This window comes from Promicromonospora sp. NPDC060271, from assembly GCF_042726755.1.
Lineage (GTDB): Bacteria > Actinomycetota > Actinomycetes > Actinomycetales > Cellulomonadaceae > Promicromonospora.
Genome location: NZ_JBHXBG010000094.1, coordinates 1 through 22,197, shown reverse-complemented (window position 1 = coordinate 22,197; position 22,197 = coordinate 1). Strand labels below are relative to the sequence as shown.

Annotated in this window: 35 protein-coding genes; all 35 read left to right on the top strand. The window is 66.5% G+C overall.

The window, feature by feature from the left end; translation table 11 throughout:
* Positions 1 to 392 precede the first annotated feature (392 nt).
* The 35 genes from rpsL to rplQ all read left to right on the top strand — a co-directional run bounded on the left by rpsL (position 393) and on the right by rplQ (position 22,143).
* Positions 393 to 767, top strand: a complete 375-nt coding sequence (rpsL, locus tag ACFWE2_RS15510; protein ID WP_377225113.1) for a 30S ribosomal protein S12 — start codon at positions 393 to 395, stop codon at positions 765 to 767.
* Positions 767 to 1,237: a 30S ribosomal protein S7 gene (gene rpsG, locus ACFWE2_RS15505; RefSeq protein ID WP_020016110.1), complete on the top strand. Its 471-nt coding sequence runs from the start codon at positions 767 to 769 to the stop codon at positions 1,235 to 1,237. Before rpsL ends, rpsG begins: the two co-directional genes overlap by 1 nt.
* Before the next feature lie 93 nt (positions 1,238 to 1,330).
* Entirely contained in the window at positions 1,331 to 3,433 is a 2,103-nt protein-coding gene (fusA, locus tag ACFWE2_RS15500; protein WP_377225112.1) for an elongation factor G, read from the top strand.
* A 122-nt stretch (positions 3,434 to 3,555) separates the two neighbouring features.
* The gene (gene tuf / locus ACFWE2_RS15495) at positions 3,556 to 4,752 is read left to right on the top strand and encodes an elongation factor Tu (protein WP_377225111.1); all 1,197 of its coding nucleotides are present in this window, start codon (positions 3,556 to 3,558) and stop codon (positions 4,750 to 4,752) included.
* A gap of 525 nt (positions 4,753 to 5,277) precedes the next feature.
* Positions 5,278 to 5,586, top strand: coding sequence for a 30S ribosomal protein S10 (gene rpsJ / locus ACFWE2_RS15490; protein WP_019146773.1), 309 nt, complete (start codon positions 5,278 to 5,280; stop codon positions 5,584 to 5,586).
* A 14-nt stretch (positions 5,587 to 5,600) separates the two neighbouring features.
* Entirely contained in the window at positions 5,601 to 6,254 is a 654-nt protein-coding gene (gene rplC / locus ACFWE2_RS15485; protein WP_377225110.1) for a 50S ribosomal protein L3, read from the top strand.
* Positions 6,255 to 6,259: 5 nt separating this feature from the next.
* Positions 6,260 to 6,952 carry a 50S ribosomal protein L4 gene (gene rplD, locus ACFWE2_RS15480; protein WP_377225109.1) on the top strand — a complete coding sequence of 231 codons (693 nt, stop codon included), beginning with the start codon at positions 6,260 to 6,262 and terminating at the stop codon, positions 6,950 to 6,952.
* Complete coding sequence (gene rplW / locus ACFWE2_RS15475; RefSeq protein ID WP_377225108.1) at positions 6,949 to 7,251, top strand: 50S ribosomal protein L23; 303 nt, start codon at positions 6,949 to 6,951, stop codon at positions 7,249 to 7,251. Before rplD ends, rplW begins: the two co-directional genes overlap by 4 nt.
* 31 nt (positions 7,252 to 7,282) lie before the next feature.
* Positions 7,283 to 8,119, top strand: coding sequence for a 50S ribosomal protein L2 (rplB, locus tag ACFWE2_RS15470; RefSeq protein WP_377225107.1), 837 nt, complete (start codon positions 7,283 to 7,285; stop codon positions 8,117 to 8,119).
* Between the two features lie 14 nt (positions 8,120 to 8,133).
* A complete protein-coding gene (rpsS, locus tag ACFWE2_RS15465; protein ID WP_116673590.1) occupies positions 8,134 to 8,415 on the top strand; it encodes a 30S ribosomal protein S19 in 282 nt (93 codons plus the stop codon).
* A gap of 67 nt (positions 8,416 to 8,482) precedes the next feature.
* Positions 8,483 to 8,842 (top strand): 50S ribosomal protein L22, encoded by a 360-nt coding sequence (gene rplV / locus ACFWE2_RS15460; RefSeq protein ID WP_116673591.1) that lies wholly within the window; start codon positions 8,483 to 8,485, stop codon positions 8,840 to 8,842.
* Positions 8,842 to 9,687, top strand: coding sequence for a 30S ribosomal protein S3 (gene rpsC / locus ACFWE2_RS15455; protein WP_377225106.1), 846 nt, complete (start codon positions 8,842 to 8,844; stop codon positions 9,685 to 9,687). Before rplV ends, rpsC begins: the two co-directional genes overlap by 1 nt.
* A gap of 2 nt (positions 9,688 to 9,689) precedes the next feature.
* Positions 9,690 to 10,106, top strand: a complete 417-nt coding sequence (gene rplP, locus ACFWE2_RS15450; RefSeq protein WP_108492297.1) for a 50S ribosomal protein L16 — start codon at positions 9,690 to 9,692, stop codon at positions 10,104 to 10,106.
* A 1-nt stretch (position 10,107) separates the two neighbouring features.
* Positions 10,108 to 10,347, top strand: coding sequence for a 50S ribosomal protein L29 (gene rpmC, locus ACFWE2_RS15445; protein ID WP_116673593.1), 240 nt, complete (start codon positions 10,108 to 10,110; stop codon positions 10,345 to 10,347).
* 4 nt (positions 10,348 to 10,351) lie between these two features.
* On the top strand, positions 10,352 to 10,642 hold the full coding sequence (gene rpsQ, locus ACFWE2_RS15440) for a 30S ribosomal protein S17 (RefSeq protein ID WP_377225105.1): 291 nt from the start codon (positions 10,352 to 10,354) through the stop codon (positions 10,640 to 10,642).
* A 137-nt stretch (positions 10,643 to 10,779) separates the two neighbouring features.
* Positions 10,780 to 11,148, top strand: a complete 369-nt coding sequence (gene rplN / locus ACFWE2_RS15435; RefSeq protein ID WP_020016123.1) for a 50S ribosomal protein L14 — start codon at positions 10,780 to 10,782, stop codon at positions 11,146 to 11,148.
* 2 nt (positions 11,149 to 11,150) lie between these two features.
* Positions 11,151 to 11,492 (top strand): 50S ribosomal protein L24, encoded by a 342-nt coding sequence (gene rplX, locus ACFWE2_RS15430; RefSeq protein WP_116673595.1) that lies wholly within the window; start codon positions 11,151 to 11,153, stop codon positions 11,490 to 11,492.
* On the top strand, positions 11,492 to 12,064 hold the full coding sequence (gene rplE, locus ACFWE2_RS15425; RefSeq protein ID WP_116673596.1) for a 50S ribosomal protein L5: 573 nt from the start codon (positions 11,492 to 11,494) through the stop codon (positions 12,062 to 12,064). The genes rplX and rplE overlap by 1 nt, the downstream gene beginning before the upstream one ends.
* Before the next feature lies 1 nt (position 12,065).
* A complete protein-coding gene (locus ACFWE2_RS15420) occupies positions 12,066 to 12,251 on the top strand; it encodes a type Z 30S ribosomal protein S14 (RefSeq protein ID WP_377225104.1) in 186 nt (61 codons plus the stop codon).
* Between the two features lie 73 nt (positions 12,252 to 12,324).
* Positions 12,325 to 12,723, top strand: coding sequence for a 30S ribosomal protein S8 (gene rpsH / locus ACFWE2_RS15415; protein ID WP_116673597.1), 399 nt, complete (start codon positions 12,325 to 12,327; stop codon positions 12,721 to 12,723).
* Between the two features lie 21 nt (positions 12,724 to 12,744).
* The gene (rplF, locus tag ACFWE2_RS15410) at positions 12,745 to 13,281 is read left to right on the top strand and encodes a 50S ribosomal protein L6 (protein ID WP_357510392.1); all 537 of its coding nucleotides are present in this window, start codon (positions 12,745 to 12,747) and stop codon (positions 13,279 to 13,281) included.
* Between the two features lie 2 nt (positions 13,282 to 13,283).
* Entirely contained in the window at positions 13,284 to 13,655 is a 372-nt protein-coding gene (gene rplR / locus ACFWE2_RS15405; RefSeq protein WP_274993158.1) for a 50S ribosomal protein L18, read from the top strand.
* 31 nt (positions 13,656 to 13,686) lie between these two features.
* Complete coding sequence (gene rpsE, locus ACFWE2_RS15400; protein WP_377225103.1) at positions 13,687 to 14,340, top strand: 30S ribosomal protein S5; 654 nt, start codon at positions 13,687 to 13,689, stop codon at positions 14,338 to 14,340.
* Entirely contained in the window at positions 14,340 to 14,522 is a 183-nt protein-coding gene (gene rpmD / locus ACFWE2_RS15395) for a 50S ribosomal protein L30 (protein ID WP_020016131.1), read from the top strand. The genes rpsE and rpmD overlap by 1 nt, the downstream gene beginning before the upstream one ends.
* 2 nt (positions 14,523 to 14,524) lie before the next feature.
* Positions 14,525 to 14,977, top strand: coding sequence for a 50S ribosomal protein L15 (gene rplO / locus ACFWE2_RS15390; protein WP_377225102.1), 453 nt, complete (start codon positions 14,525 to 14,527; stop codon positions 14,975 to 14,977).
* Positions 14,978 to 15,190: 213 nt separating this feature from the next.
* Positions 15,191 to 16,486: a preprotein translocase subunit SecY gene (gene secY / locus ACFWE2_RS15385; protein ID WP_116673601.1), complete on the top strand. Its 1,296-nt coding sequence runs from the start codon at positions 15,191 to 15,193 to the stop codon at positions 16,484 to 16,486.
* Between the two features lie 80 nt (positions 16,487 to 16,566).
* Positions 16,567 to 17,124, top strand: coding sequence for an adenylate kinase (locus ACFWE2_RS15380; protein ID WP_377225114.1), 558 nt, complete (start codon positions 16,567 to 16,569; stop codon positions 17,122 to 17,124).
* 3 nt (positions 17,125 to 17,127) lie between these two features.
* Positions 17,128 to 18,015 (top strand): type I methionyl aminopeptidase, encoded by an 888-nt coding sequence (gene map, locus ACFWE2_RS15375; RefSeq protein ID WP_377225101.1) that lies wholly within the window; start codon positions 17,128 to 17,130, stop codon positions 18,013 to 18,015.
* A 120-nt stretch (positions 18,016 to 18,135) separates the two neighbouring features.
* A complete protein-coding gene (locus tag ACFWE2_RS15370) occupies positions 18,136 to 18,522 on the top strand; it encodes a hypothetical protein (RefSeq protein ID WP_377225100.1) in 387 nt (128 codons plus the stop codon).
* Positions 18,523 to 18,816: 294 nt separating this feature from the next.
* The gene (gene infA, locus ACFWE2_RS15365; RefSeq protein WP_029290613.1) at positions 18,817 to 19,038 is read left to right on the top strand and encodes a translation initiation factor IF-1; all 222 of its coding nucleotides are present in this window, start codon (positions 18,817 to 18,819) and stop codon (positions 19,036 to 19,038) included.
* A 126-nt stretch (positions 19,039 to 19,164) separates the two neighbouring features.
* Entirely contained in the window at positions 19,165 to 19,278 is a 114-nt protein-coding gene (rpmJ, locus tag ACFWE2_RS15360; protein WP_003956441.1) for a 50S ribosomal protein L36, read from the top strand.
* Between the two features lie 185 nt (positions 19,279 to 19,463).
* Entirely contained in the window at positions 19,464 to 19,838 is a 375-nt protein-coding gene (gene rpsM, locus ACFWE2_RS15355; RefSeq protein ID WP_036964594.1) for a 30S ribosomal protein S13, read from the top strand.
* Between the two features lie 75 nt (positions 19,839 to 19,913).
* Positions 19,914 to 20,318, top strand: a complete 405-nt coding sequence (gene rpsK / locus ACFWE2_RS15350; RefSeq protein ID WP_377225099.1) for a 30S ribosomal protein S11 — start codon at positions 19,914 to 19,916, stop codon at positions 20,316 to 20,318.
* A 183-nt stretch (positions 20,319 to 20,501) separates the two neighbouring features.
* The gene (locus ACFWE2_RS15345) at positions 20,502 to 21,518 is read left to right on the top strand and encodes a DNA-directed RNA polymerase subunit alpha (RefSeq protein ID WP_377225098.1); all 1,017 of its coding nucleotides are present in this window, start codon (positions 20,502 to 20,504) and stop codon (positions 21,516 to 21,518) included.
* Between the two features lie 55 nt (positions 21,519 to 21,573).
* A complete protein-coding gene (gene rplQ, locus ACFWE2_RS15340; RefSeq protein ID WP_377225097.1) occupies positions 21,574 to 22,143 on the top strand; it encodes a 50S ribosomal protein L17 in 570 nt (189 codons plus the stop codon).
* The last annotated feature ends 54 nt before the right edge of the window (positions 22,144 to 22,197 follow it).

Sequence of the window (22,197 nt, the reverse complement as noted above, 5' to 3'; positions counted from 1 at the left end):
CCGGCGCGCCGGAGAGACTCGGACAGGCGCTCTACTTCGCGAGTCCCTGCTTCGCGGCCTTCGGGTGCATCTCACACCCGATTCGTTTTGACCCCCCGTAAACACGCGGGTAACCTAGGAATCCGTGCCTGCGCCGTCGGGCCGCACCTCTTGAAGGCCGCCGCAAGGTGGCTTCGGAAGCGGCCGATGTGAGTGCGTGGGCATCCCGGCGAGAACCTCCCGGGGCACGTCGTGCCCCGATGGCGGAGCCGGGCCATCGAGCCGGTGGTAAGTGGCGTGCAGTCCCCGTGGGGGCTGTGGGTGCCGCGTGCGATCGGCCGCTCACAAGCCAGAACCATCGACGGGGACGCCGGCAGGGCGTCACCGAAGCTCAAGAAGACGACGGAGACGTAGTGCCTACGATCCAGCAGCTCGTCCGCAAGGGGCGTACCTCGAAGGTCACGGCGTCCAAGACGCCGGCCCTTCACGCTTCCCCTCAGCGGCGCGGTGTGTGCACTCGCGTGTACACCACCACCCCCAAGAAGCCGAACTCGGCGCTCCGCAAGGTCGCGCGTGTGAAGCTCTCCTCCGGTACCGAGGTCACCGCGTACATCCCCGGTGTCGGCCACAACCTGCAGGAGCACTCCATCGTGCTCGTGCGTGGCGGCCGTGTGAAGGACCTCCCGGGTGTCCGGTACAAGATCGTCCGCGGCGCGCTCGACACCCAGGGTGTCAAGGGCCGCAAGCAGGCTCGGAGCAAGTACGGCGCCAAGAAGGAGAAGAGCTGATGCCCCGCAAGGGTCCGGCCCCGAAGCGGCCGCTCATCGTCGACCCGGTCTACGGGTCCCCGGTTGTCACGCAGCTGATCAACAAGGTCCTGCTCGACGGCAAGAAGTCGACCGCCGAGGCGATCGTCTACGGTGCCCTCGAGGGTGTCCGCGCCAAGACGGACGGCGACCCCGTCGTGGTCCTCAAGCGTGCGCTGGACAACGTCCGCCCCGCGCTCGAGGTCCGCTCCCGCCGCGTCGGTGGTGCCACGTACCAGGTGCCGGTCGACGTCCGCCCCACGCGTGCCACCACGCTCGCGCTCCGCTGGCTCACCGACTTCTCCCGCGCTCGCCGCGAGAAGACGATGACCGAGCGTCTCATGAACGAGATCCTCGACGCGTCGAACGGTCTCGGTGCCGCGGTCAAGCGCCGCGAGGACATGCACAAGATGGCCGACTCCAACAAGGCCTTCGCGCACTACCGCTGGTAGTAGCTTCCGAGCGGCCCCGGGTCACCCCCGGGGCCGTCGGTGGATGCTTGACCGCCGGCCCCAACCCACCTTCAGACCAAGGGGTAAGACACCGTGGCACTCGACGTGCTGACCGACCTGAACAAGGTCCGCAACATCGGCATCATGGCCCACATCGATGCCGGAAAGACCACGACGACCGAGCGCATCCTGTTCTACACGGGTGTGAACTACAAGATCGGTGAGACGCACGACGGTGCGTCGACGATGGACTGGATGGAGCAGGAGCAGGAGCGCGGCATCACGATCACGTCCGCCGCGACGACCTGCTACTGGAAGAACAACCAGATCAACATCATCGATACGCCGGGTCACGTCGACTTCACGGTCGAGGTGGAGCGCTCGCTCCGCGTGCTCGACGGTGCCGTTGCCGTGTTCGACGGCAAGGAGGGCGTCGAGCCCCAGTCGGAGACGGTGTGGCGGCAGGCCGACAAGTACGACGTCCCGCGCATCTGCTTCGTCAACAAGATGGACAAGCTCGGTGCGGACTTCTACTTCACCGTGAAGACCATCGTGGAGCGTCTCAAGGCCAAGCCGCTGGTCATCCAGCTGCCGATCGGCTCGGAGAACGACTTCGAGGGCGTCGTCGACCTCATCGAGATGAAGGCGCTCACGTGGCGCGGCGACACCAAGATGGGCGAGGAGTACGAGGTCGAGGAGATCCCGGCCGACATGCTCGAGAAGGCGCAGCAGTACCGCGCCGAGCTGGTCGAGGCTGTCGCCGAGGCGGACGACGAGCTGCTCGAGAAGTTCCTCGGTGGCGAAGAGCTGACGATCCCGGAGATCAAGTCCGGTATCCGGAAGCTCGTCATCAAGTCGGCGGCCTTCCCCGTCCTGTGCGGCTCGGCGTTCAAGAACAAGGGCGTCCAGCCCATGCTCGACGCCGTGATCGACTACCTGCCGACCCCGCTCGACGTCCCGGCTGTCCAGGGTGTCGACGTCAAGGACGCAGAGAAGATCATCGAGCGTCGGCCGGACGAGTCGGAGCCGTTCTCGGCGCTGGCGTTCAAGGTCGCCACGCACCCGTTCTTCGGCAAGCTGACCTACGTCCGCGTCTACTCGGGCAAGGTCGCGCAGGGTGCTGCCGTGCAGAACTCGACCAAGGGCAAGAAGGAGCGCATCGGGAAGCTCTTCCAGATGCACTCCAACAAGGAGAACCCGGTCGAGGAAGCGCACGCAGGCCACATCTACGCGTTCATCGGGCTCAAGGACGTCACCACCGGTGACACCCTGTGCGACCCGGCGAACCAGGTCATCCTCGAGTCGATGAGCTTCCCGGAGCCCGTCATCGACGTGGCCATCGAGCCGAAGACGAAGGCCGACCAGGAGAAGCTGTCGACCGCGATCCAGAAGCTCGCGCAGGAGGACCCGACCTTCCGCGTCAAGCTGGACGACGAGACCGGCCAGACCGTCATCGGTGGTATGGGCGAGCTCCACCTCGACATCCTCGTCGACCGCATGCGTCGCGAGTTCAAGGTCGAGGCGAACGTCGGCAAGCCGCAGGTCGCGTACCGCGAGACGATCCGCCGCACGGCGGAGAAGATCGACTACACGCACAAGAAGCAGACCGGTGGCTCCGGCCAGTTCGCGAAGGTCCAGGTGACCTTCTCGCCGCTGGAGACGGCAGAGGGCGAGCTCTACGAGTTCGAGAACGCCGTCACCGGTGGCCGCATCCCGCGCGAGTACATCCCGTCCGTGGACGCTGGTATCCAGTCGGCCATGCAGCAGGGTGTCCTGGCGGGCTTCCCGGTCGTCGGCGTCAAGGCGACGCTGATCGACGGTGCGTACCACGACGTCGACTCCTCGGAGATGGCGTTCAAGATTGCCGGTTCGATGGTCTTCAAGGAAGGCGTCAGGCGCGCCGACCCTGTCCTGCTCGAGCCGGTCATGGCCGTCGAGGTGCGTACGCCCGAGGAGTACATGGGCGACGTGATCGGCGACATCAACTCCCGACGTGGCATGATCCAGTCCATGGAGGACGCGACCGGCGTCAAGGTCGTTCGCGCCCAGGTGCCGCTGAGCGAGATGTTCGGCTACATCGGTGACCTCCGGTCGAAGACCCAGGGTCGCGCGGTGTACTCGATGCAGTTCGACAGCTACGCCGAGGTTCCCAAGGCAGTTGCCGATGAGATCATCAAGAAGACCCGGGGCGAGTGAGTCCCCACAGGTCGACCCGCACAACCAACCTGTAGGAAGAACCGCACGCCCCGCAGTTGTAGGCTTCTTGGCCGAGCATCTGCAACGTTCGGAACATCTACCCAAGTCCCAGGAGGACCCCAGTGGCTAAGGCCAAGTTCGAGCGGACCAAGCCGCACGTCAACATCGGCACGATCGGTCACGTCGACCACGGTAAGACGACGCTGACCGCCGCGATCTCGAAGACGCTTGCGGACAAGTACCCGGAGCTCCCGGCGAACACGCAGCGCAACTTCGACGAGATCGACGCCGCGCCGGAGGAGAAGCAGCGCGGTATCACGATCAACATCGCGCACATCGAGTACGAGACGCCGAAGCGCCACTACGCGCACGTCGACGCTCCGGGTCACGCCGACTACATCAAGAACATGATCACCGGTGCCGCGCAGATGGACGGCGCGATCCTGGTGGTCGCCGCGACCGACGGCCCGATGGCCCAGACGCGTGAGCACGTGCTGCTCGCCCGTCAGGTCGGCGTGCCCTACCTGATGGTGGCGCTCAACAAGTCCGACATGGTCGACGACGAGGAGATCCTCGAGCTCGTCGAGATGGAGGTCCGTGAGCTGCTGTCGTCGCAGGAGTTCGACGGCGACAACGCTCCCGTCATCCGCGTCTCGGGCCTCAAGGCTCTCGAGGGCGACGCCGAGTGGGTCGAGAAGATCGTCGAGCTGATGGACGCCGTCGACGAGAACGTGCCGGAGCCGGTGCGTGACCTCGACAAGCCGTTCCTGATGCCGATCGAGGACGTCTTCACGATCACCGGTCGTGGCACCGTCGTCACCGGTAAGGTCGAGCGTGGCACGCTCGACATCAACTCCGACGTCGAGATCGTCGGTATCCGCGTGCCGCAGAAGACCACGGTCACGGGTATCGAGACGTTCCACAAGCAGATGGACCAGGCGCAGGCCGGCGACAACACCGGTCTCCTCCTGCGTGGCATCAAGCGCGAGGACGTCGAGCGCGGTCAGGTCATCGTGAAGCCGGGTTCGATCACCCCGCACACGAACTTCGAGGCTCAGGTCTACATCCTGGGCAAGGACGAGGGTGGCCGTCACAACCCGTTCTACTCGAACTACCGCCCGCAGTTCTACTTCCGCACCACGGACGTCACCGGCGTCATCACGCTGCCCGAGGGCACCGAGATGGTCATGCCCGGCGACAACACCGAGATGACGGTCGAGCTCATCCAGCCGATCGCCATGGAGGAGGGTCTGGGCTTCGCCATCCGCGAGGGTGGCCGCACGGTCGGTTCAGGCCGTGTCACCAAGATCCTCAAGTGATCTTGGAGCACAGACTCATCTGACGGAAGTCAGCTGAACGATGGGGCCCGGGCGCTTCGGCACCCGGGCCCTGTCGTATGAGTAGTCCGTGTCACACGTCTTCCGTTTGGTACATGCGGAGACGTATGGCAAGATTGCATAGTTGCCTGTCAAGGGCGCGCTCTTTCAAGTGTCGAACAGTGTGCAGAACCGCAGTCCTTGGTCCCGGATCGTTCGGGGCCAACAGAGGCTGGAGCGGTCACCCTCCCGGGGAGAAACCGGGTGAGGGGTCGCGGGGTTTATCGCCTGTTGTTCGATGCGTACGAGGCGCCCCGCGGAGCACACGTCCTTCGGTCTTCCGGAGGCACTGTTCCGAGCAGGCTCTGCAAACGTCGTGGTCGCTCTGGCTTGCAGCCAGCGCAGATCACTTCCCAACGGCCCCGGCACCAGCAATGGTGTTATGCGCCCGGCTGTGCCGCATTATGCGACACGCCCGAGTGCGTGGGTCGGACAGTAGCGGTTCGAGAGAGAGAGTCAGACGACGCCATGGCGGGACAGAAGATCCGCATCCGGCTCAAGTCCTACGACCACGAGGTGATCGACAGCTCGGCGCGCAAGATCGTCGACACGGTCACTCGCGCTGGTGCGACGGTCGTGGGTCCGGTGCCGCTGCCGACGGAGAAGAACGTCTTCGTTGTGATCCGGTCGCCTCACAAGTACAAGGACAGCCGCGAGCACTTCGAGATGCGTACGCACAAGCGGCTCATCGACATCATCGATCCCACGCCCAAGGCCGTCGACTCGCTCATGCGACTCGACCTGCCGGCGGACGTGAACATCGAGATCAAGCTCTGAGGCTGGAGGACATAATGACCAACCAGCAGAAGAACGTGACCGCGTTGCTCGGGACCAAGCTCGGCATGACGCAGCTCTGGGACGAGGCAGGCCGCCTCGTGCCGGTGACCGTCGTCGCCGTGGGCACCAATGTGGTGACCCAGGTCCGTACGGCAGACGCCGACGGTTACGCGGCTGTTCAGCTCGCGACCGGCCAGGTTGACCCGCGCAAGGTCACCAAGCCCCTCAAGGGCCACTTCGAGAAGGCCGGCGTCACGCCGCGCCGTCACGTGGCCGAGATCCGCACCGAAAACGCCTCCGAGTACACCCTCGGCCAGGAGATCACCGCTGACGCCTTCGAGGCCGGCGCGCTGGTCGACGTGGTCGGTACCACCAAGGGCAAGGGCACCGCGGGCGTCATGAAGCGTCATGGCTTCTCCGGCGTGGGTGCTTCTCACGGTGCGCACCGCAACCACCGCAAGCCCGGCTCGATCGGTGGCGCCTCGACGCCGTCGCGAGTCTTCAAGGGCATGCGGATGGCCGGTCGGATGGGTAACGCCCGTCAGACCACCCAGAACCTGACCGTTCACGCGGTCGACGTCGAGAAGGGTCTGCTGCTCGTCAAGGGCGCGGTTCCCGGCCCCAAGGGTGGCGTCGTCCTCGTGCGTAACGCCGCGAAGGGAGCGTGAACCCGATGACCGCTCTGACTGTCGACGTCCTGGACGCCCAGGGCAAGAAGTCCGGCACCGCCGAGCTCCCCTCTGAGGTGTTCGACGTCGCCGTGAACATTCCGCTGATCCACCAGGTGGTCGTTGCGCAGCGCGCAGCAGCTCGCCAGGGGACCGCCTCCACGAAGACTCGTGGCGAGGTCCGCGGTGGTGGCCGCAAGCCGTACAAGCAGAAGGGCACCGGTCGCGCCCGCCAGGGTTCGACGCGTGCTCCGCAGTTCGCCGGCGGTGGCGTCGTCCACGGCCCGCAGCCGCGCAACTACGACCAGCGCACCCCGAAGAAGATGAAGGCCGCCGCCCTGCGCGGTGCCCTCTCCGACCGCGCTCGTGCCGGTCGCGTGCACGTCGTCTCCGGCTTCGGCATCGAGGGTGTCCCGTCCACCAAGACGGCGCTCGCCACCATCACGAAGCTGACGACGCGCGCTCACGTGCTCGTCGTGACGCTGCGCGACGACGAGGCCACGATCAAGTCCCTGCGCAACGTTCCCGAGGTGCACCTCCTGGTCGCTGACCAGCTGAACACCTACGACGTGCTCGTCTCCGACGACGTCATCTTCACCGAGGGGGCGCTTGCCGCGTTCCTCGAGGGCCCGGCCAAGGGCGCGAAGGCTGTCGCCACGGAGTCCGAGGCCGAGACCGCTGAGGAGACCGCCAAGTGAGCGTCACCGTGAAGGACCCGCGCGACATCCTGATCGCGCCGGTCGTCTCCGAGAAGAGCTACAACCTTCTCGACGAGGGCAAGTACACCTTCATCGTGGACCCGAGCGCCAACAAGACCGAGATCAAGATCGCTATCGAGAAGGTCTTCAGCGTCAAGGTCGCTTCGGTGAACACGATGAACCGCAAGGGCAAGACGCGTCGCACGCGTTTTGGCCTCGGCAAGCGCAAGGACACGAAGCGTGCGATCGTCACCCTCCGCGAGGGCTCGATCGACATCTTCGGCGGTCCGGTCGGCTGAGCTGACGAGAGACGATTGAGGACAGGTTTCCATGGGAATCCGTAAGTACAAGCCGACTACGCCCGGCCGCCGCGGCTCCAGCGTTGCCGACTTTGTCGAGATCACGCGCTCGCAGCCCGAGAAGTCGCTGATCCGCCCGCTGAGCAAGTCCGGTGGCCGTAACAACACCGGTCGTATCACGACGCGGCACAAGGGCGGCGGTCACAAGCGCGCCTACCGCGTCATCGACTTCCGTCGTCACGACAAGGACGGCGTGCCCGCGAAGGTCGCACACATCGAGTACGACCCCAACCGCACGGCGCGCATCGCGCTCCTGCACTACGCGGACGGCGAGAAGCGCTACATCATCGCGCCGAACAAGCTGTCGCAGGGCGACCGCATCGAGGCCGGTGCGGGTGCCGACATCAAGCCCGGCAACAACCTGCCGCTGCGCAACATCCCGACCGGTACGGTCATCCACGCCATCGAGCTCCGGCCCGGCGGCGGTGCGAAGATCGCCCGTTCGGCTGGTGCGTCGGTGCAGCTCGTCGCCAAGGACGGCCCCTATGCGCAGCTGCGCATGCCGTCCGGTGAGATCCGCAACGTCGACCTGCGCTGCCGCGCGACGGTCGGCGAGGTCGGCAACGCCGAGCAGTCGAACATCAACTGGGGCAAGGCCGGCCGCATGCGCTGGAAGGGCAAGCGCCCGACCGTCCGCGGTGTCGCCATGAACCCGGTGGACCACCCCCACGGTGGTGGTGAAGGCAAGACGTCCGGTGGTCGTCACCCGGTCAGCCCCTGGGGCCAGGCCGAGGGTCGTACCCGCCGTCCGAACAAGTCGAGCGACCGGATGATCGTCCGTCGCCGTCGTACCGGCAAGAAGCGCTGATAGGAGCCTGAAACATGCCTCGTAGCCTGAAGAAGGGCCCCTTCGTCGACGGACACCTCCAGAAGAAGGTGGACGTCCAGAACGAGAAGGGGACCAAGACAGTTATCAAGACCTGGTCCCGTCGGTCGGTCGTCACGCCCGACTTTCTCGGTCACACCTTTGCCGTGCACGACGGTCGCAAGCACGTCCCGGTCTTCGTGACCGAGGCGATGGTCGGCCACAAGCTCGGCGAGTTCGCTCCCACGCGGACCTTCCGCGGCCACGTGAAGGACGACAGGAAGGGTCGTCGCCGCTGAGGCGTGGGGTTCTCCCCGTCACAGCAGCGATGATCTGGACTGTCTGAGAAAAGGAAGCAGGACAGCAATGGAAGCCAAGGCGCAGGCGCGGTTCGTCCGTGTCACGCCCCAGAAGGCCCGGCGCGTCGTGGACCTCATCCGTGGCAAGCAGGCCTCTGAGGCCGTCGCGGTGCTGAAGTTCGCACCGCAGGCCGCCAGTGAGCCGATCCGCAAGGTCGTGGAGAGCGCGATCGCGAACGCTCGGGTGAAGGCCGACCGCGCGAGCGAGCGCTTCGACGAGGGCGACCTGGTCGTCTCCGCCGCGTTCGTGGACGAGGGGCCGACGCTCAAGCGTTTCCGGCCTCGGGCTCAGGGACGTGCTACGCGCATTCTGAAGCGCACGAGCCACATCACCGTGGTGCTCGCCGACAAGGAAGGGGCCCGATAGTGGGACAGAAGGTTCACCCGCACGGGTACCGCCTGGGTATTACGACTGACCACCGGTCGCGTTGGTTCGCCGACAGCACCAAGCCTGGTCAGCGGTACCGCGACTACGTCCGCGAGGACGTCCAGATCCGCAAGCTCATGGGCACCGGCCTCGAGCGTGCGGGCATCTCCAAGGTCGAGATCGAGCGCACCCGCGACCGCGTCCGCGTGGACATCCACACGGCACGTCCGGGCATCGTGATCGGCCGTCGGGGTGCCGAGGCCGACCGCATCCGCGGTGAGCTCGAGAAGCTCACGGGCAAGCAGGTTCAGCTCAACATCCTCGAGGTCAAGAACGCGGAGATCGACGCGCAGCTCGTTGCTCAGGGCATCGCCGAGCAGCTCGCCAGCCGTGTCTCCTTCCGTCGCGCGATGCGCAAGGGCATGCAGTCCGCCCAGCGTGCCGGCGCGAAGGGTATTCGCGTGCAGGTCGCCGGCCGCCTCGGTGGCGCCGAGATGAGCCGTTCGGAGTTCTACCGCGAGGGCCGCGTGCCCCTGCACACCCTCCGGGCGTACATCGACTACGGCTTCTACGAGGCCCGCACCACCTTCGGCCGCATCGGCGTCAAGGTGTGGATCTACAAGGGCGAGGTCACCGAGAAGGAGTTCGCCGCTCAGCAGGCCACCGCCGCACCCCGCGCGGGTCGCGGTCGTGGCGACCGTCCTGAGCGCGGTGGCGAGCGCGGTAGCGACCGTCGCGGTGGCGGCGGACGTCGTAACGAGCGTCCGGCCGAGCGCAGCACTGAGGCAGCCCCCGCGGCTGAGGCAGCTGCTGCTCCGGCCGCTGAGACCGGAACGGAGGCCTGACCATGCTGATCCCGCGCAGGGTCAAGCACCGCAAGCAGCACCACCCGTCGCGCTCCGGTGCGGCAAAGGGTGGCACCCAGATCGCGTTCGGCGACTTCGGCATCCAGGCTCTGGAGCCGGCGTACGTCACCAACCGCCAGATCGAGGCGGCGCGTATCGCAATGACTCGCCACATCAAGCGTGGCGGCAAGGTGTGGATCAACATCTACCCGGACCGTCCGCTGACGAAGAAGCCTGCCGAGACCCGCATGGGTTCCGGTAAGGGTTCTCCGGAGTGGTGGGTCGCCAACGTCAAGCCGGGCCGGATCCTCTTCGAGCTGGCCGGTGTTGACGAGTCCCTTGCACGTGAGGCCATGCGCCGCGCGATGCACAAGCTCCCGATGAAGTGCCGTTTCGTGGTGCGCGAGGGTGGTGTCTGATATGGCTATCGGTACGCAGGGGCTTGCCCCCATCGATCTGGATGGCATGGACGACGAGACCCTCGTCGCCAAGCTGAAGGAAGCCAAGGAGGAGCTCTTCAACCTCCGCTTCCAGTCGGCGACCGGCCAGCTCGAGAGCCACGGTCGTCTCAAGGCCGTCCGTCGCGACATCGCCCGGATCTACACGATCCTGCGCGAGCGCGAGCTCGGCATCCGTACGGCTCCGAGCGTGAGTGAGTGAGGCAATGAGCGACAACACGACTGCTGCTGAGGCCACCGAGGCCCAGCGCGCGACGCGTAAGGTGCGCCGTGGCTACGTGGTCAGCGACAAGATGGACAAGACCATCGTGATCGAGGTCGAGGACCGGGTGAAGCACCCCCTCTACGCCAAGGTCATCCGTCGCACGACCAAGGTCAAGGCACACGACGAGCAGAACAGCGCCGGCATCGGCGACCTGGTCGTCATCATGGAGACCCGCCCGCTGTCCGCTACCAAGCGGTTCCGGCTGGTGGAGATCCTCGAGAAGGCCAAGTAAGGACTTCTACATCGGCGGGGGCGGTGCGTGACACACGTACGCGTGCCGTCCCGGCCTAGCACAGCAACTATCCGTTCGGCCAGGCTCGCCGGAACCAGTCCGCGCGAGAACCAGTTCGACGACAGGAGTTCATTCAAATGATCCAGCAGGAGTCGCGACTTCGGGTCGCCGACAACACGGGTGCCAAGGAGATTCTCTGCATCCGCGTTCTCGGTGGTTCGGGCCGTCGCTACGCCGGAATCGGCGACACCATCGTCGCCACCGTCAAGGACGCGATCCCGGGCGGCAACGTGAAGAAGGGCGACGTCATCAAGGCTGTCGTCGTCCGGACCGCCAAGGAACGCCGCCGTCCCGACGGTTCCTACATCAAGTTCGACGAGAACGCCGCCGTCATCCTCAAGAACGACGGTGAGCCTCGTGGGACGCGCATCTTCGGCCCGGTCGGCCGCGAGCTGCGTGACAAGCGGTTCATGAAGATCATCTCGCTGGCTCCGGAGGTGCTCTGACCATGGCGAAGATCAAGAAGGGCGACCAGGTCATCGTGATCTCGGGTCGCGACAAGGGCAAGACCGGCCGGGTGCTCGAGGTCCTCAAGGACTCCGACCGCCTCGTGGTCGAGGGTGTTCAGCGAGTCACGAAGCACACCAAGGTGGGCCAGTCGCAGCGCGGCGCCCGCACCGGTGGCATCGAGACGGTCGAGGCGCCGATCCACGTGAGCAACGTGATGATCGTCGACCCGGAGACCAAGAAGGGCACCCGCGTCGGGTACCGCGAGGAGCAGGTGGAGCGCGACGGCCGTACCAAGACCGTCCGGATCCGCGTTGCGAAGCGCTCCGGGAAGGACATCTGATGACCGAGACGACCATCGAGGCCCCGGCCCAGCCGCGCCTCAAGCAGAAGTACCGCGAGGAGATCCTCCCGGCGCTGATCGAGGAGTTCGGCCACAAGAACCTGCACCAGGCCGGCGGTCTCACGAAGATCGTCGTGAACATGGGTGTGGGCGACGCGGCCAAGGACTCGAAGCTCATCGAGGGCGCCATCCGCGACCTCTCGGCGATCACCGGTCAGAAGCCGCAGGTCACCAAGGCCCGTAAGTCCATCGCTCAGTTCAAGCTGCGCGAGGGCATGCCGATCGGTGCGCACGTCACGCTTCGCGGTGACCGCATGTGGGAGTTCCTGGACCGCCTGCTGGCGACCGCCCTGCCGCGTATCCGCGACTTCCGTGGTCTGTCGCCCAAGCAGTTCGACGGGCACGGCAACTACACCTTCGGTCTCACGGAGCAGTCGATGTTCCACGAGATCGACCAGGACAAGATCGACCGGGTCCGCGGTATGGACATCACGGTCGTGACGACGGCGACGACCGACGACGAGGGCCGCTCTCTGCTGCGCCGTCTCGGCTTCCCCTTCAAGGAGAACTGACATGGCGAAGAAGGCCCTGATCAACAAGGCGGCCGCCAAGCCGAAGTTCGCGGTTCGCGCCTACACCCGGTGCCAGAAGTGCGGTCGCCCGCACTCCGTCTACCGCAAGTTCGGCCTGTGCCGCGTCTGCGTCCGGGAGATGGCCCACCGTGGCGAGCTTCCCGGCGTCACCAAGAGCAGCTGGTAACACAACTACGCCGTAGGTCTGTCCGGCCCATCGAGGCCGTTCGGATACCCCGGCGAGGAAGGGCAAGAGCCCGATGACTATGACCGACCCGATCGCAGACATGCTGACCCGTCTGCGTAACGCGAACTCGGCGCACCACGACACGGTTTCCATGCCGTCGTCGAAGCTGAAGACGCACATCGCTGAGATCCTGCAGGCCGAGGGTTACATCTCCGGCTGGAACGTCGAGGACGCCCAGGTGGGCAAGACCCTCACGCTCGAGCTGAAGTACGGCCAGAACCGGGAGCGCGCCCTTGCCGGCGTGCGCCGCATCTCGAAGCCCGGCCTGCGTGTCTACCGCAAGTCCACCGATCTGCCCAAGGTGCTCGGCGGCCTGGGCGTGGCGATCCTGTCCACGTCCTCCGGCCTGCTGACCGACCGCCAGGCACAGGCCAAGGGCGTCGGCGGCGAAGTCCTCGCCTACGTCTGGTAATCCGGAAAGGAGAAAACGCCAATGTCTCGAATCGGCAAGCTTCCCGTTCCGGTCCCAGCCGGCGTGGACATCACTGTCAGCGGCGCGCTCGTGACCGTGAAGGGCCCCAAGGGTTCTCTCGAGCACAACGTGCCCGCACCCATCAATGTCGCTCAGGAGGACGCCCAGCTCGTGGTGTCGCGTCCTGACGACGAGCGGAACTCCCGTGCGCTGCACGGCCTGACCCGCACCCTGATCGCCAACATGATCACCGGTGTGACGCAGGGCTACGAGAAGAAGCTCGAGATCGTCGGTACTGGTTACCGCGTCGTGGCGAAGGGCTCGAGCCTCGAGTTCGCGCTCGGCTTCAGCCACCCTGTTGTCATCGAGCCGCCCGCGGGCGTCACGTTCGCTGTCGAGAGCCCCACCAAGTTCTCGGTCTCGGGCATCGACAAGCAGCAGGTCGGCGAGGTCGCAGCGAACATTCGCAAGATCCGCAAGCCCGAGCCCTACAAGGGCAAGGGCGTGCGCTACGCCGGCGAGAACGTCCGCCGCAAGGTCGGAAAGGCTGGTAAGTGACGATGGCTATCAAGATCCTGGGCAAGGGCAAGTCCGTCGCTCGTCAGCGTCGCCACCTGCGCCTGCGCAAGAAGATCGCTGGCACCGCCGTTCGTCCGCGTCTCGTCGTCACCCGTTCCTCGCGCCACATGGTGGCGCAGGTCGTGGACGACAGCGTGGGCAAGACCGTCGCGTCTGCGTCGACCCTCGAGGCCGACCTGCGTGCGTTCGACGGCGACAAGACGGCCAAGGCCCGCAAGATCGGCGAGCTCGTCGCCGAGCGTGCCAAGGCTGTCGGCGTCGACACCGTCGTGTTCGACCGCGGCGGCAACAAGTACCACGGTCGCGTCGCTGCAGTGGCTGACGGCGCCCGCGAGGGCGGTCTGGCCCTGTGATGACCAACGCACGGAAGAAGAGGACTCTCTGATGGCTGCAGGGCAGCGCAGCGGCGCCCCCCAGGGTGCCGCCACCGAGAACAAGGACCGTAACGACCGCCGTGGTGGCGGTCGTGGCGGCGACCGTCGTGGGGCGCGCGAGGAGAAGAGCGCCTTCATCGAGAAGGTCGTCTCCATCAACCGCGTCTCCAAGGTCGTCAAGGGTGGCCGCCGCTTCAGCTTCACCGCGCTCGTCGTGGTGGGCGACGGTGACGGCACCGTAGGCGTCGGCTACGGCAAGGCCAAGGAGGTGCCCGCAGCGATCGCCAAGGGTGTCGAGGAGGCGAAGAAGAACTTCTTCCGCGTCCCTCGTATCCAGGGCACCATCCCTCACCCCATCCAGGGTGAGAAGGCCGCCGGTGTCGTGTTCCTGCGTCCGGCGTCGCCGGGTACCGGTGTGATCGCCGGTGGTCCGGTGCGCGCCGTGCTGGAGTGCGCGGGCATCCACGACGTGCTGAGCAAGTCGCTCGGTTCGTCGAACGCGATCAACATCGTGCACGCCACGGTCGAGGCCCTGAAGGGCCTCGAGGAGCCGGCTGCTGTTGCCGCTCGTCGTGGGCTCGCGCTCGAGGACGTGGCTCCGGCCGCGCTCCTGCGTGCGCAGGCCGCGGGCCGTGCCGAGTCGACTGCAAAGGCGGGTGCATGATGGCTCGACTCAAGGTGACTCAGACCAAGTCCGCCATCGGCGGCAAGCAGAACCAGCGTGACACGCTGCGGACCCTCGGCCTCAAGCGGATCGGCGACACCGCCGTGAAGGAGGACCGCGCGGAGATCCGTGGCATGGTCAAGACGGTGGCGCACCTCGTCGCCGTCGAGGAGGTCGAGTGATCATGGCGGAGAACAAGCCGCTGAAGATGCATCACCTCCGTCCGGCCCCCGGCGCCAAGACCGCGAAGACCCGTGTGGGTCGCGGTGAGGGCTCGAAGGGTAAGACGGCAGGTCGCGGTACCAAGGGTACGAAGTCTCGTTACCAGGTCCCCGCTGGCTTCGAGGGTGGGCAGGTGCCTCTGCACATGCGCCTCCCGAAGCTGCGTGGGTTCAAGAACCCGTTCCGCGTGGAGTTCCAGGTCGTGAACCTGGACAAGCTCTCGACGCTGTTCCCCGAGGGTGGCTCCGTCACCGTCGAGGACCTCGTCGCCAAGGGGGCGGTCCGCAAGGGTCAGCCCGTGAAGGTGCTCGGCAACGGTGAGATCAACGTCAAGCTCGAGATCGCGGTCGACCGCGTCTCGGCGACCGCCAAGGAGAAGATCCTGGCGGCCGGCGGTACGGTCTCGGAGGCCTGATACAGCTACAGGGCCGGCGGCGCATGATGCGCGGCCGGCCCTGTGTGCTCTCTTGAGAATTTCCCGGGGCTCTTGTGGTCCGAAAGGCCCCGTGAGCAACGTAGAATCCGACACGGTCTGGCTGCACCGTTGTGGTCTGGCCCACGTTCGACACATCTCGCCGGCGTTGCGCCGGCGACACTAGATCCCGCAACGGCGGGCCAGGAGGATAGGGTGCTCAGCGCTTTCGGCCGGGCTTTCCGGACGCCAGACCTGCGGCGCAAGCTGCTGTTCACGATCGCGATCATGGCGATCTTCCGGCTCGGGTCGTTCATACCGACTCCCGGCGTGGACTACGCGAACGTGCAGCAATGCATCGCTGGGCAAGGGGACAACACCCTGCTCGGCCTGATCAACGTCTTCAGCGGCGGTGCTCTGCTGCAGCTGTCGATCTTCGCCCTCGGGATCATGCCGTACATCACGGCGAGCATCATCGTGCAGCTGCTTCGCGTGGTGATCCCACGCTTCGAGGCGCTGCAGAAGGAGGGCCAGTCGGGTCAGACGAAGCTGACCCAGTACACGCGCTACCTCACCATCGGCCTCGCGATCCTGCAGTCGACCACCGTCATCACGACGGCGCGTCAGAACCTGCTCTTCCCGGGCTGTGAGGTCTCCGTCATCCCTGACGACAGCGTGCTGACCTCGATCTTCATGGTCATCACCATGACCGCCGGTACGGGCCTCGTCATGTGGCTCGGCGAGCTGATCACCGAGCGCGGCGTCGGCAACGGCATGTCGCTCCTGATCTTCACGTCGATCGCGGCGAGCTTCCCGACGTCGCTCTGGTCGATCGCCGGTGGCGCCAACGGCGTCGTGAACTTCATCGTCATGATCCTCGTGATCATCCTGGTCATCGGCCTCGTGGTGTTCGTGGAGCAGTCGCAGCGCCGCATCCCGGTGCAGTACGCGAAGCGCATGGTCGGCCGCCGCATGTACGGCGGCACCAGCACCTACATCCCGATCAAGATCAACATGTCCGGCGTGATCCCCGTGATCTTCGCGGCGTCGATCCTGGCCATCCCGGGCCTCCTGGCCCAGTTCGGCGACCAGCAGGCCGAGTGGGTCATCTGGATCTCGAACAACCTGGTCCAGCAGTCGTCGCCGCTGTACATCGCGATCTACACGCTGATGATCATCTTCTTCTGCTTCTTCTACACCTCGATCACGTTCAACCCGGACGAGGTCGCGGACAACATGAAGAAGTACGGCGGCTTCATCCCCGGCATCCGGGCCGGCCGCCCGACGGCGGAGTACCTGGACTTCGTGATCACCAGGATCACCTCCGCCGGTTCCGTGTACCTCGCGCTGGTTGCGCTGATCCCGACGCTGGTGCTCGTCTTCCTGGGCGTCAGCACGGCCCTGCCCTTCGGCGGTGCCTCGATCCTCATCGTGGTCGGCGTCGGGCTGGATACGGTCAAGCAGATCGATTCACAGCTGCAGCAGCGCCATTACGAAGGATTTCTCCGTTGAGTCAGACCCCCTCCACCGCCTCTCGTCGCGAGCTCCACGCTCGTCCGGACAAGGAAGGCCAGGTCACGCGCCTGGTCATCATGGGCCCGCAGGGCGTCGGCAAGGGCACGCAGGCCGCGCGCCTCGCCGAGGTGTTCGGGATCGCCGCGATCTCCACCGGCGACATCTTCCGGGCCAACATCAAGGGCGGCACCGAGCTCGGCATCACGGCCAAGGAGTACATCGACAAGGGTGAGCTCGTCCCGGACGAGATCACCAACGCGATGGTCCGCGACCGCCTCGGTGACGAGGACGTCAAGGCCGGGTTCCTGCTGGACGGCTACCCGCGCAACGCGGCCCAGGTCGCTGAGCTGGACACCGCTCTCGCCGGCTTCGGCTGGGAGCTCGACGGCGTGATCGAGCTGACGGCGGACCGGGACGTCCTGCTGGAGCGTCTCACCAAGCGCGCCGAGGACGAGGGTCGTGCGGACGACACCCCTGAGGGGATCGCCCGCCGGCTCGACATCTACGGCACCGAGACGGCTCCCCTCACCGCCGCGTACGCGGAGCGCGGGCTGCTGGCCAAGGTGGACGGCGTCGGCGAGATCGCCGAGGTCACCGACCGCATCGTCGCCGCCCTCGCGGCCCAGCTGGGCTGAGGCGTGGTCTTCGGGCGGGACCGGATCGAGTACAAGACACCGGACCAGGTACGCCTCATGCGGCGTGCCGGTCTGGTGGTCGCGGACACTCTTGCCGCGGTCCGGTCCGCGGCCCGGCCGGGGGTCACCACCGCGGAGCTGGACGCCGTGGCCGCCAGGGCGATCGACGACGCCGGTGCGGCGCCGTCGTTCCTCGGCTACCACGGCTTCACCGGAGTCATCTGCACGTCGGTCAACGACGAGGTCATCCACGGCATCCCGGGCAGCCGGACGCTGGCAGCGGGTGACCTCGTCTCGATCGACTGCGGTGCGATCGTCGAGGGCTGGCACGGTGACTCGGCGGTCTCGTTCGTCCTGGGCCCCGACGGGGCGCTCGACCACACGCTGCCCGACGACGACCTGGTCGCCGCGGGTGCGGACCTCGCCGACGTGGCGCTCGTCCGGACCACGGAGACCGCCATGTGGGCGGGCATCGCCACGCTGGCGTCCGCGAAGCGCCTGAACGCGGTGGGCGAGGCCGTTGAGGCCGCCGTCGAGATGGGTGGCGAGTTCAACGGCATCGACTACGGCATCGTCGAGGAGTACGTCGGGCACGGCATCGGCAGCGCCATGCACCAGCCGCCGGATGTGCACAACTACAAGACGTCCGGGTCGGGCCCCCGGCTGCGGTCGGGGATGTGCCTTGCGATCGAGCCGATGATCACGCGCGGCGGGTCCGAGACCAGGGTGCTCGAGGACGACTGGACGGTGGTCACGGTCGACGGCTCCCGTGCGGCGCACTGGGAGCACTCCACCGCGATCACGGAGGACGGCATCATCGTCCTCACGGCGGTCGACGGGGGAGCGGAGCGCCTCGCCGTCTTCGGCGTGACCCCGGTCTCGCTCGACTGAGGAACGAGGCGCGCGCCCGAAGCGGAACCGCAGGCTCGGTCGATACAGGTGGAGACTGAGCCGGAGGCGACTTTCACCCAGGGCCTATTTAACTCGGAGTCAGTTGGCTACGATCGGCCTGTGACCGATGAAGCGCGCACTCCGCCCGGTGACGCCGGAGCTCCTGGCACCGGCGCGGGTGCCCGGGTTCTCCCGGCCGCGCGCCACGGCCTCGAACGGTTCGGACGCTGGCTCGCCACCTGGGGCCGCCGGCTCGCGCCGAGCCCGTTCCTCTGGGTCGGCATGGTGCTCGGGTTCGGCACCTCGCTGCTCGTGTGGGAGTCGGTCCTGCTGGTCGGCGTGCTGGTGTGGCTGCTCGGCGTGTGGTTCTGGAAGGCGCGGGGCAGGCACGTGCTCGTCGCGCTGGGCCTCGGCATGGTGCTCGGCTGGCTCCCCATGCTGTTCTTCTTCGTCACCAGCCTCCCGCACACGATGATCGGCCTGCCGGGTGTCGAGTACGACCTCTGAAGGGTCGGCCGTGGCGAGGCTCACGGCCGGGAGCGGCTGTCGCCGTCGTCCTGCGCTTTGAATGCTTTCCGAAGTGGCGTAGGCTGGACCGCTGGGTGTAGTCCGTTCAACGCCTCCCGTTCTTGAAAGGGTGCCGAGGCGCCTGCCGGTCCCCGCGCGAGCGGGGCGCAGGCCGAGGCACACGAGGTCGGCGGTACACGGGCACACACGACATCCACACCCGACTGTCGGCTCCGCAGGGCTCCTGCGGTGCCGTGGGCGTGGAAGCAGTCACGACGAGAGTTAGCGGAGGATATGGCAAAGAAGGACGGTGTCATCGAGATCGAGGGCAGCGTGGTCGAGGCTCTGCCGAACGCGATGTTCCGCGTCGAGCTGTCGAACGGTCACAAGGTTCTCGCACACATCTCGGGCAAGATGCGACAGCACTACATCCGGATCCTCCCCGAGGACCGTGTGGTGGTGGAGCTCAGCCCGTACGACCTGTCCCGCGGCCGGATCGTCTACCGCTACAAGTAGTCAGTCCCCGATCCGGGGCTATGTCACTCGCGGCCTGGCCAAGAGGTGACGTCGCCGCACGATCGACCACCCACGACACTGCTGCGTGCGCACCGAGAGACCGGGCGCCGTGGTGGAGGAAAACCCATGAAGGTCAAGCCGAGCGTCAAGAAGATCTGCGACAAGTGCAAGGTGATTCGCCGGCACGGTCGCGTCATGGTGATCTGCGACAACCTGCGCCACAAGCAGCGCCAGGGCTGATCACGTCCCGGGCATCCGCCCGGGGTCCGGTGGCTGAGGCCACCACCAGCGCACCACCTCGAACCTCACCCAGCGGGCGACCGCACAGGTGAGGGGAACCCTCGGCCCGGAGGCCGGGGCTCGCATGAATCGCGAGATGGCGGTGCGGCAGACCTCCGATGAGCAGTACAGGAGCCGGAAGGCACATGGCACGTCTTATCGGCGTCGACCTCCCCCGCGACAAGCGGCTTGAGGTTGCGCTCACTTACATCTTCGGTGTGGGTCGTACCCGCGCGAAGGAGACCCTGGCCGCCACGGGCATCAGCCCGGACGTCCGCGTCAAGGACCTCGGCGACGCCGAGCTCGTTGCACTTCGCGACTACCTCGAGGGCAACTTCAAGCTCGAGGGTGACCTCCGCCGTGAGGTCGCGGCCGACATCCGCCGCAAGGTCGAGATCGGCACCTACCAGGGCCTGCGCCACCGTCGCGGCCTGCCGGTGCGTGGTCAGCGCACCAAGACCAACGCGCGCACCCGCAAGGGTCCCAAGCGCACCGTCGCGGGCAAGAAGAAGGCCCGCTGATAGCAGTCCGTGGCGCGGTCGGCTCACCGAGCTGAGACCGCCCCGGTCCGATCAGACCAGGAGATTACAGAACAGATGCCTCCCAAGACTCGCTCCGCCGCCGGCCGCAAGCCGCGCCGCAAGGACAAGAAGAACGTCCCGCTCGGCCAGGCGCACATCAAGTCCACCTTCAACAACACGATCATCTCGATCACCGACCCGTCCGGTGCCGTGGTGTCGTGGGCCTCTGCCGGCCACGTCGGCTTCAAGGGCTCGCGCAAGTCCACCCCGTACGCCGCGCAGATGGCCGCCGAGTCGGCCGCGCGCCGCGCGCAGGAGCACGGCGTCAAGAAGGTCGACGTCTTCGTGAAGGGGCCGGGTTCGGGTCGCGAGACCGCGATCCGCTCGCTCCAGGCGACCGGCCTCGAGGTCGGCTCGATCCAGGACGTGACGCCCCAGGCGCACAACGGCTGCCGCCCCCCGAAGCGTCGGCGCGTCTGATGTTTGTCGCGACAGGTGGTGACCTGCGGCCTCCGGGCCGCGGTCACCACCTGGTCGCGACGTCCGCTCACCGCTCGCGGTGAGCACCTTCGCCCGGACGGTGACAGAGATCCGCCCGGGCCGCGAGAGATCGCATGCCGTGATGCGTCATATAGCGGACGCACACTCGAAAGGACACCCACAGTGCTTATCGCACAGCGCCCCACGCTGACCGAAGAGGTCATCTCGGAGAGCCGTTCCCGCTTCTCCATCGAGCCGCTCGAGCCTGGCTTCGGCTACACGCTCGGCAACTCGATGCGTCGCACCCTGCTGTCGTCCATCCCGGGCGCGGCCGTCACGTCCATCCGTATCGACGGTGTGCTGCACGAGTTCAGCACCGTGTCGGGCGTGAAGGAAGACGTCACCGAGATCATCCTCAACATCAAGAACCTCGTCGTCTCCTCGGAGAACGACGAGCCCGTCGTGATGTACCTGCGCAAGCAGGGCGCCGGCGTCGTGACCGCCGCGGACATCGTTCCGCCGGCGGGGGTCGAGGTCCACAACCCCGACCTGCACATCGCCACCCTCAACGAAAAGGGCAAGCTCGAGATCGAGCTGACCGTCGAGCGGGGTCGTGGGTACGTGTCCGCCGCGCAGAACAAGCAGTTCGACGCGGAGATCGGGCGCATCCCGGTCGACTCGATCTACTCGCCGGTCCTCAAGGTCACGTACAAGGTCGAGGCCACCCGAGTCGAGCAGCGCACCGACTTCGACAAGCTCATCGTCGATGTCGAGACCAAGCAGGCGATCACGCCTCGCGACGCGCTCGCCTCGGCCGGCAAGACCCTGGTCGAGCTGTTCGGCCTGGCACGTGAGCTGAACGTCGAGGCCGAGGGCATCGAGATCGGCCCGTCGCCGACGGACACCGCGCTGGCCGCGGACCTGGCGCTGCCGATCGAGGAGCTCAACCTCACCATCCGTTCGTACAACTGCCTCAAGCGCGAGGGCATCCACCAGGTGGGCGAGCTTGTTGCCCGCAGTGAGGCGGACCTGCTCGACATCCGCAACTTCGGTGCGAAGTCGATCACCGAGGTCAAGGAGAAGCTGGCCGAGCTCGGCCTCAGCCTCAAGGACTCGCCGCTGGACTTCGATCCGGCCGGCGCTTCGTACTTCGAGGGTAGCGACTCCGCGGCCTACAGCGGCGACGAGCAGTCGTACTGACGTCCCACGTCCTGCCTAGGCCGGACGTGCGGAACCACTTCCAAGGAGACAAGTAATGCCTACCCCTACCAAGGGCGCGCGGCTCGGCGGTAGCCCGGCTCACGAGCGTCTGATTCTCGCGAACCTGTCCACCTCCCTCTTCGAGCACGGCCGCATCACGACCACGGAGACCAAGGCCAAGCGCCTGCGTCCCCTGGCCGAGCGTCTGATCACGTTCGCGAAGAAGGGCGACCTGTCCGCCCGTCGCCGCGTGCTCACCGTCGTGCGTGACAAGGGCGTGGTGCACACGCTCTTCACCGAGATCGCCCCGGCCATGGCCGAGCGCAACGGTGGCTACACGCGCATCACCAAGATCGGCACCCGCAAGGGTGACAACGCGCCCATGGCGGTCATCGAGCTCATCACCGAGCCCGTGAGCCCCAAGCAGGCAGTCGTCAAGGAGGCCACGAAGGCCGCCGAGAAGGCCGCTGACGTCACCGAGGCCCCCGCCGAGGACGCAGTCGTCGAGGACGCTCCGGTCGAGGACGTCACCGACGCCCCCGCCGAGGACGCCGCTGCCGAGGCACCCAAGAAGAAGAAGGCGGCTCCCAAGAAGAAGGCCGCCGAGGAGAAGGACGAGGCCTGAGCCTCTTTCTCCCCCGCACGACGCCGGGCCGCACCTTCCGTACGGAGGGTGCGG

Bases quoted from the DNA above. Each gene is read 5' to 3' on its own strand.
- rpsG (WP_020016110.1), top strand. From the start codon at position 767: ATGCCCCGCAAGGGTCCGGCCCCGAAGCGGCCGCTCATCGTCGACCCG.
- rpsJ (WP_019146773.1), top strand. From the start codon at position 5,278: ATGGCGGGACAGAAGATCCGCATCCGGCTCAAGTCCTACGACCACGAG.
- rplC (WP_377225110.1), top strand. From the start codon at position 5,601: ATGACCAACCAGCAGAAGAACGTGACCGCGTTGCTCGGGACCAAGCTC.
- rplD (WP_377225109.1), top strand. From the start codon at position 6,260: ATGACCGCTCTGACTGTCGACGTCCTGGACGCCCAGGGCAAGAAGTCC.
- rplB (WP_377225107.1), top strand. From the start codon at position 7,283: ATGGGAATCCGTAAGTACAAGCCGACTACGCCCGGCCGCCGCGGCTCC.
- rpsS (WP_116673590.1), top strand. From the start codon at position 8,134: ATGCCTCGTAGCCTGAAGAAGGGCCCCTTCGTCGACGGACACCTCCAG.
- rplV (WP_116673591.1), top strand. From the start codon at position 8,483: ATGGAAGCCAAGGCGCAGGCGCGGTTCGTCCGTGTCACGCCCCAGAAG.
- rplP (WP_108492297.1), top strand. From the start codon at position 9,690: ATGCTGATCCCGCGCAGGGTCAAGCACCGCAAGCAGCACCACCCGTCG.
- rpmC (WP_116673593.1), top strand. From the start codon at position 10,108: ATGGCTATCGGTACGCAGGGGCTTGCCCCCATCGATCTGGATGGCATG.
- rpsQ (WP_377225105.1), top strand. From the start codon at position 10,352: ATGAGCGACAACACGACTGCTGCTGAGGCCACCGAGGCCCAGCGCGCG.
- rplN (WP_020016123.1), top strand. From the start codon at position 10,780: ATGATCCAGCAGGAGTCGCGACTTCGGGTCGCCGACAACACGGGTGCC.
- rplX (WP_116673595.1), top strand. From the start codon at position 11,151: ATGGCGAAGATCAAGAAGGGCGACCAGGTCATCGTGATCTCGGGTCGC.
- rplE (WP_116673596.1), top strand. From the start codon at position 11,492: ATGACCGAGACGACCATCGAGGCCCCGGCCCAGCCGCGCCTCAAGCAG.
- ACFWE2_RS15420 (WP_377225104.1), top strand. From the start codon at position 12,066: ATGGCGAAGAAGGCCCTGATCAACAAGGCGGCCGCCAAGCCGAAGTTC.
- rpsH (WP_116673597.1), top strand. From the start codon at position 12,325: ATGACTATGACCGACCCGATCGCAGACATGCTGACCCGTCTGCGTAAC.
- rplF (WP_357510392.1), top strand. From the start codon at position 12,745: ATGTCTCGAATCGGCAAGCTTCCCGTTCCGGTCCCAGCCGGCGTGGAC.
- rplR (WP_274993158.1), top strand. From the start codon at position 13,284: ATGGCTATCAAGATCCTGGGCAAGGGCAAGTCCGTCGCTCGTCAGCGT.
- rpsE (WP_377225103.1), top strand. From the start codon at position 13,687: ATGGCTGCAGGGCAGCGCAGCGGCGCCCCCCAGGGTGCCGCCACCGAG.
- rpmD (WP_020016131.1), top strand. From the start codon at position 14,340: ATGGCTCGACTCAAGGTGACTCAGACCAAGTCCGCCATCGGCGGCAAG.
- rplO (WP_377225102.1), top strand. From the start codon at position 14,525: ATGGCGGAGAACAAGCCGCTGAAGATGCATCACCTCCGTCCGGCCCCC.
- ACFWE2_RS15380 (WP_377225114.1), top strand. From the start codon at position 16,567: ATGGGCCCGCAGGGCGTCGGCAAGGGCACGCAGGCCGCGCGCCTCGCC.
- infA (WP_029290613.1), top strand. From the start codon at position 18,817: ATGGCAAAGAAGGACGGTGTCATCGAGATCGAGGGCAGCGTGGTCGAG.
- rpmJ (WP_003956441.1), top strand. From the start codon at position 19,165: ATGAAGGTCAAGCCGAGCGTCAAGAAGATCTGCGACAAGTGCAAGGTG.
- rpsM (WP_036964594.1), top strand. From the start codon at position 19,464: ATGGCACGTCTTATCGGCGTCGACCTCCCCCGCGACAAGCGGCTTGAG.
- rpsK (WP_377225099.1), top strand. From the start codon at position 19,914: ATGCCTCCCAAGACTCGCTCCGCCGCCGGCCGCAAGCCGCGCCGCAAG.
- rplQ (WP_377225097.1), top strand. From the start codon at position 21,574: ATGCCTACCCCTACCAAGGGCGCGCGGCTCGGCGGTAGCCCGGCTCAC.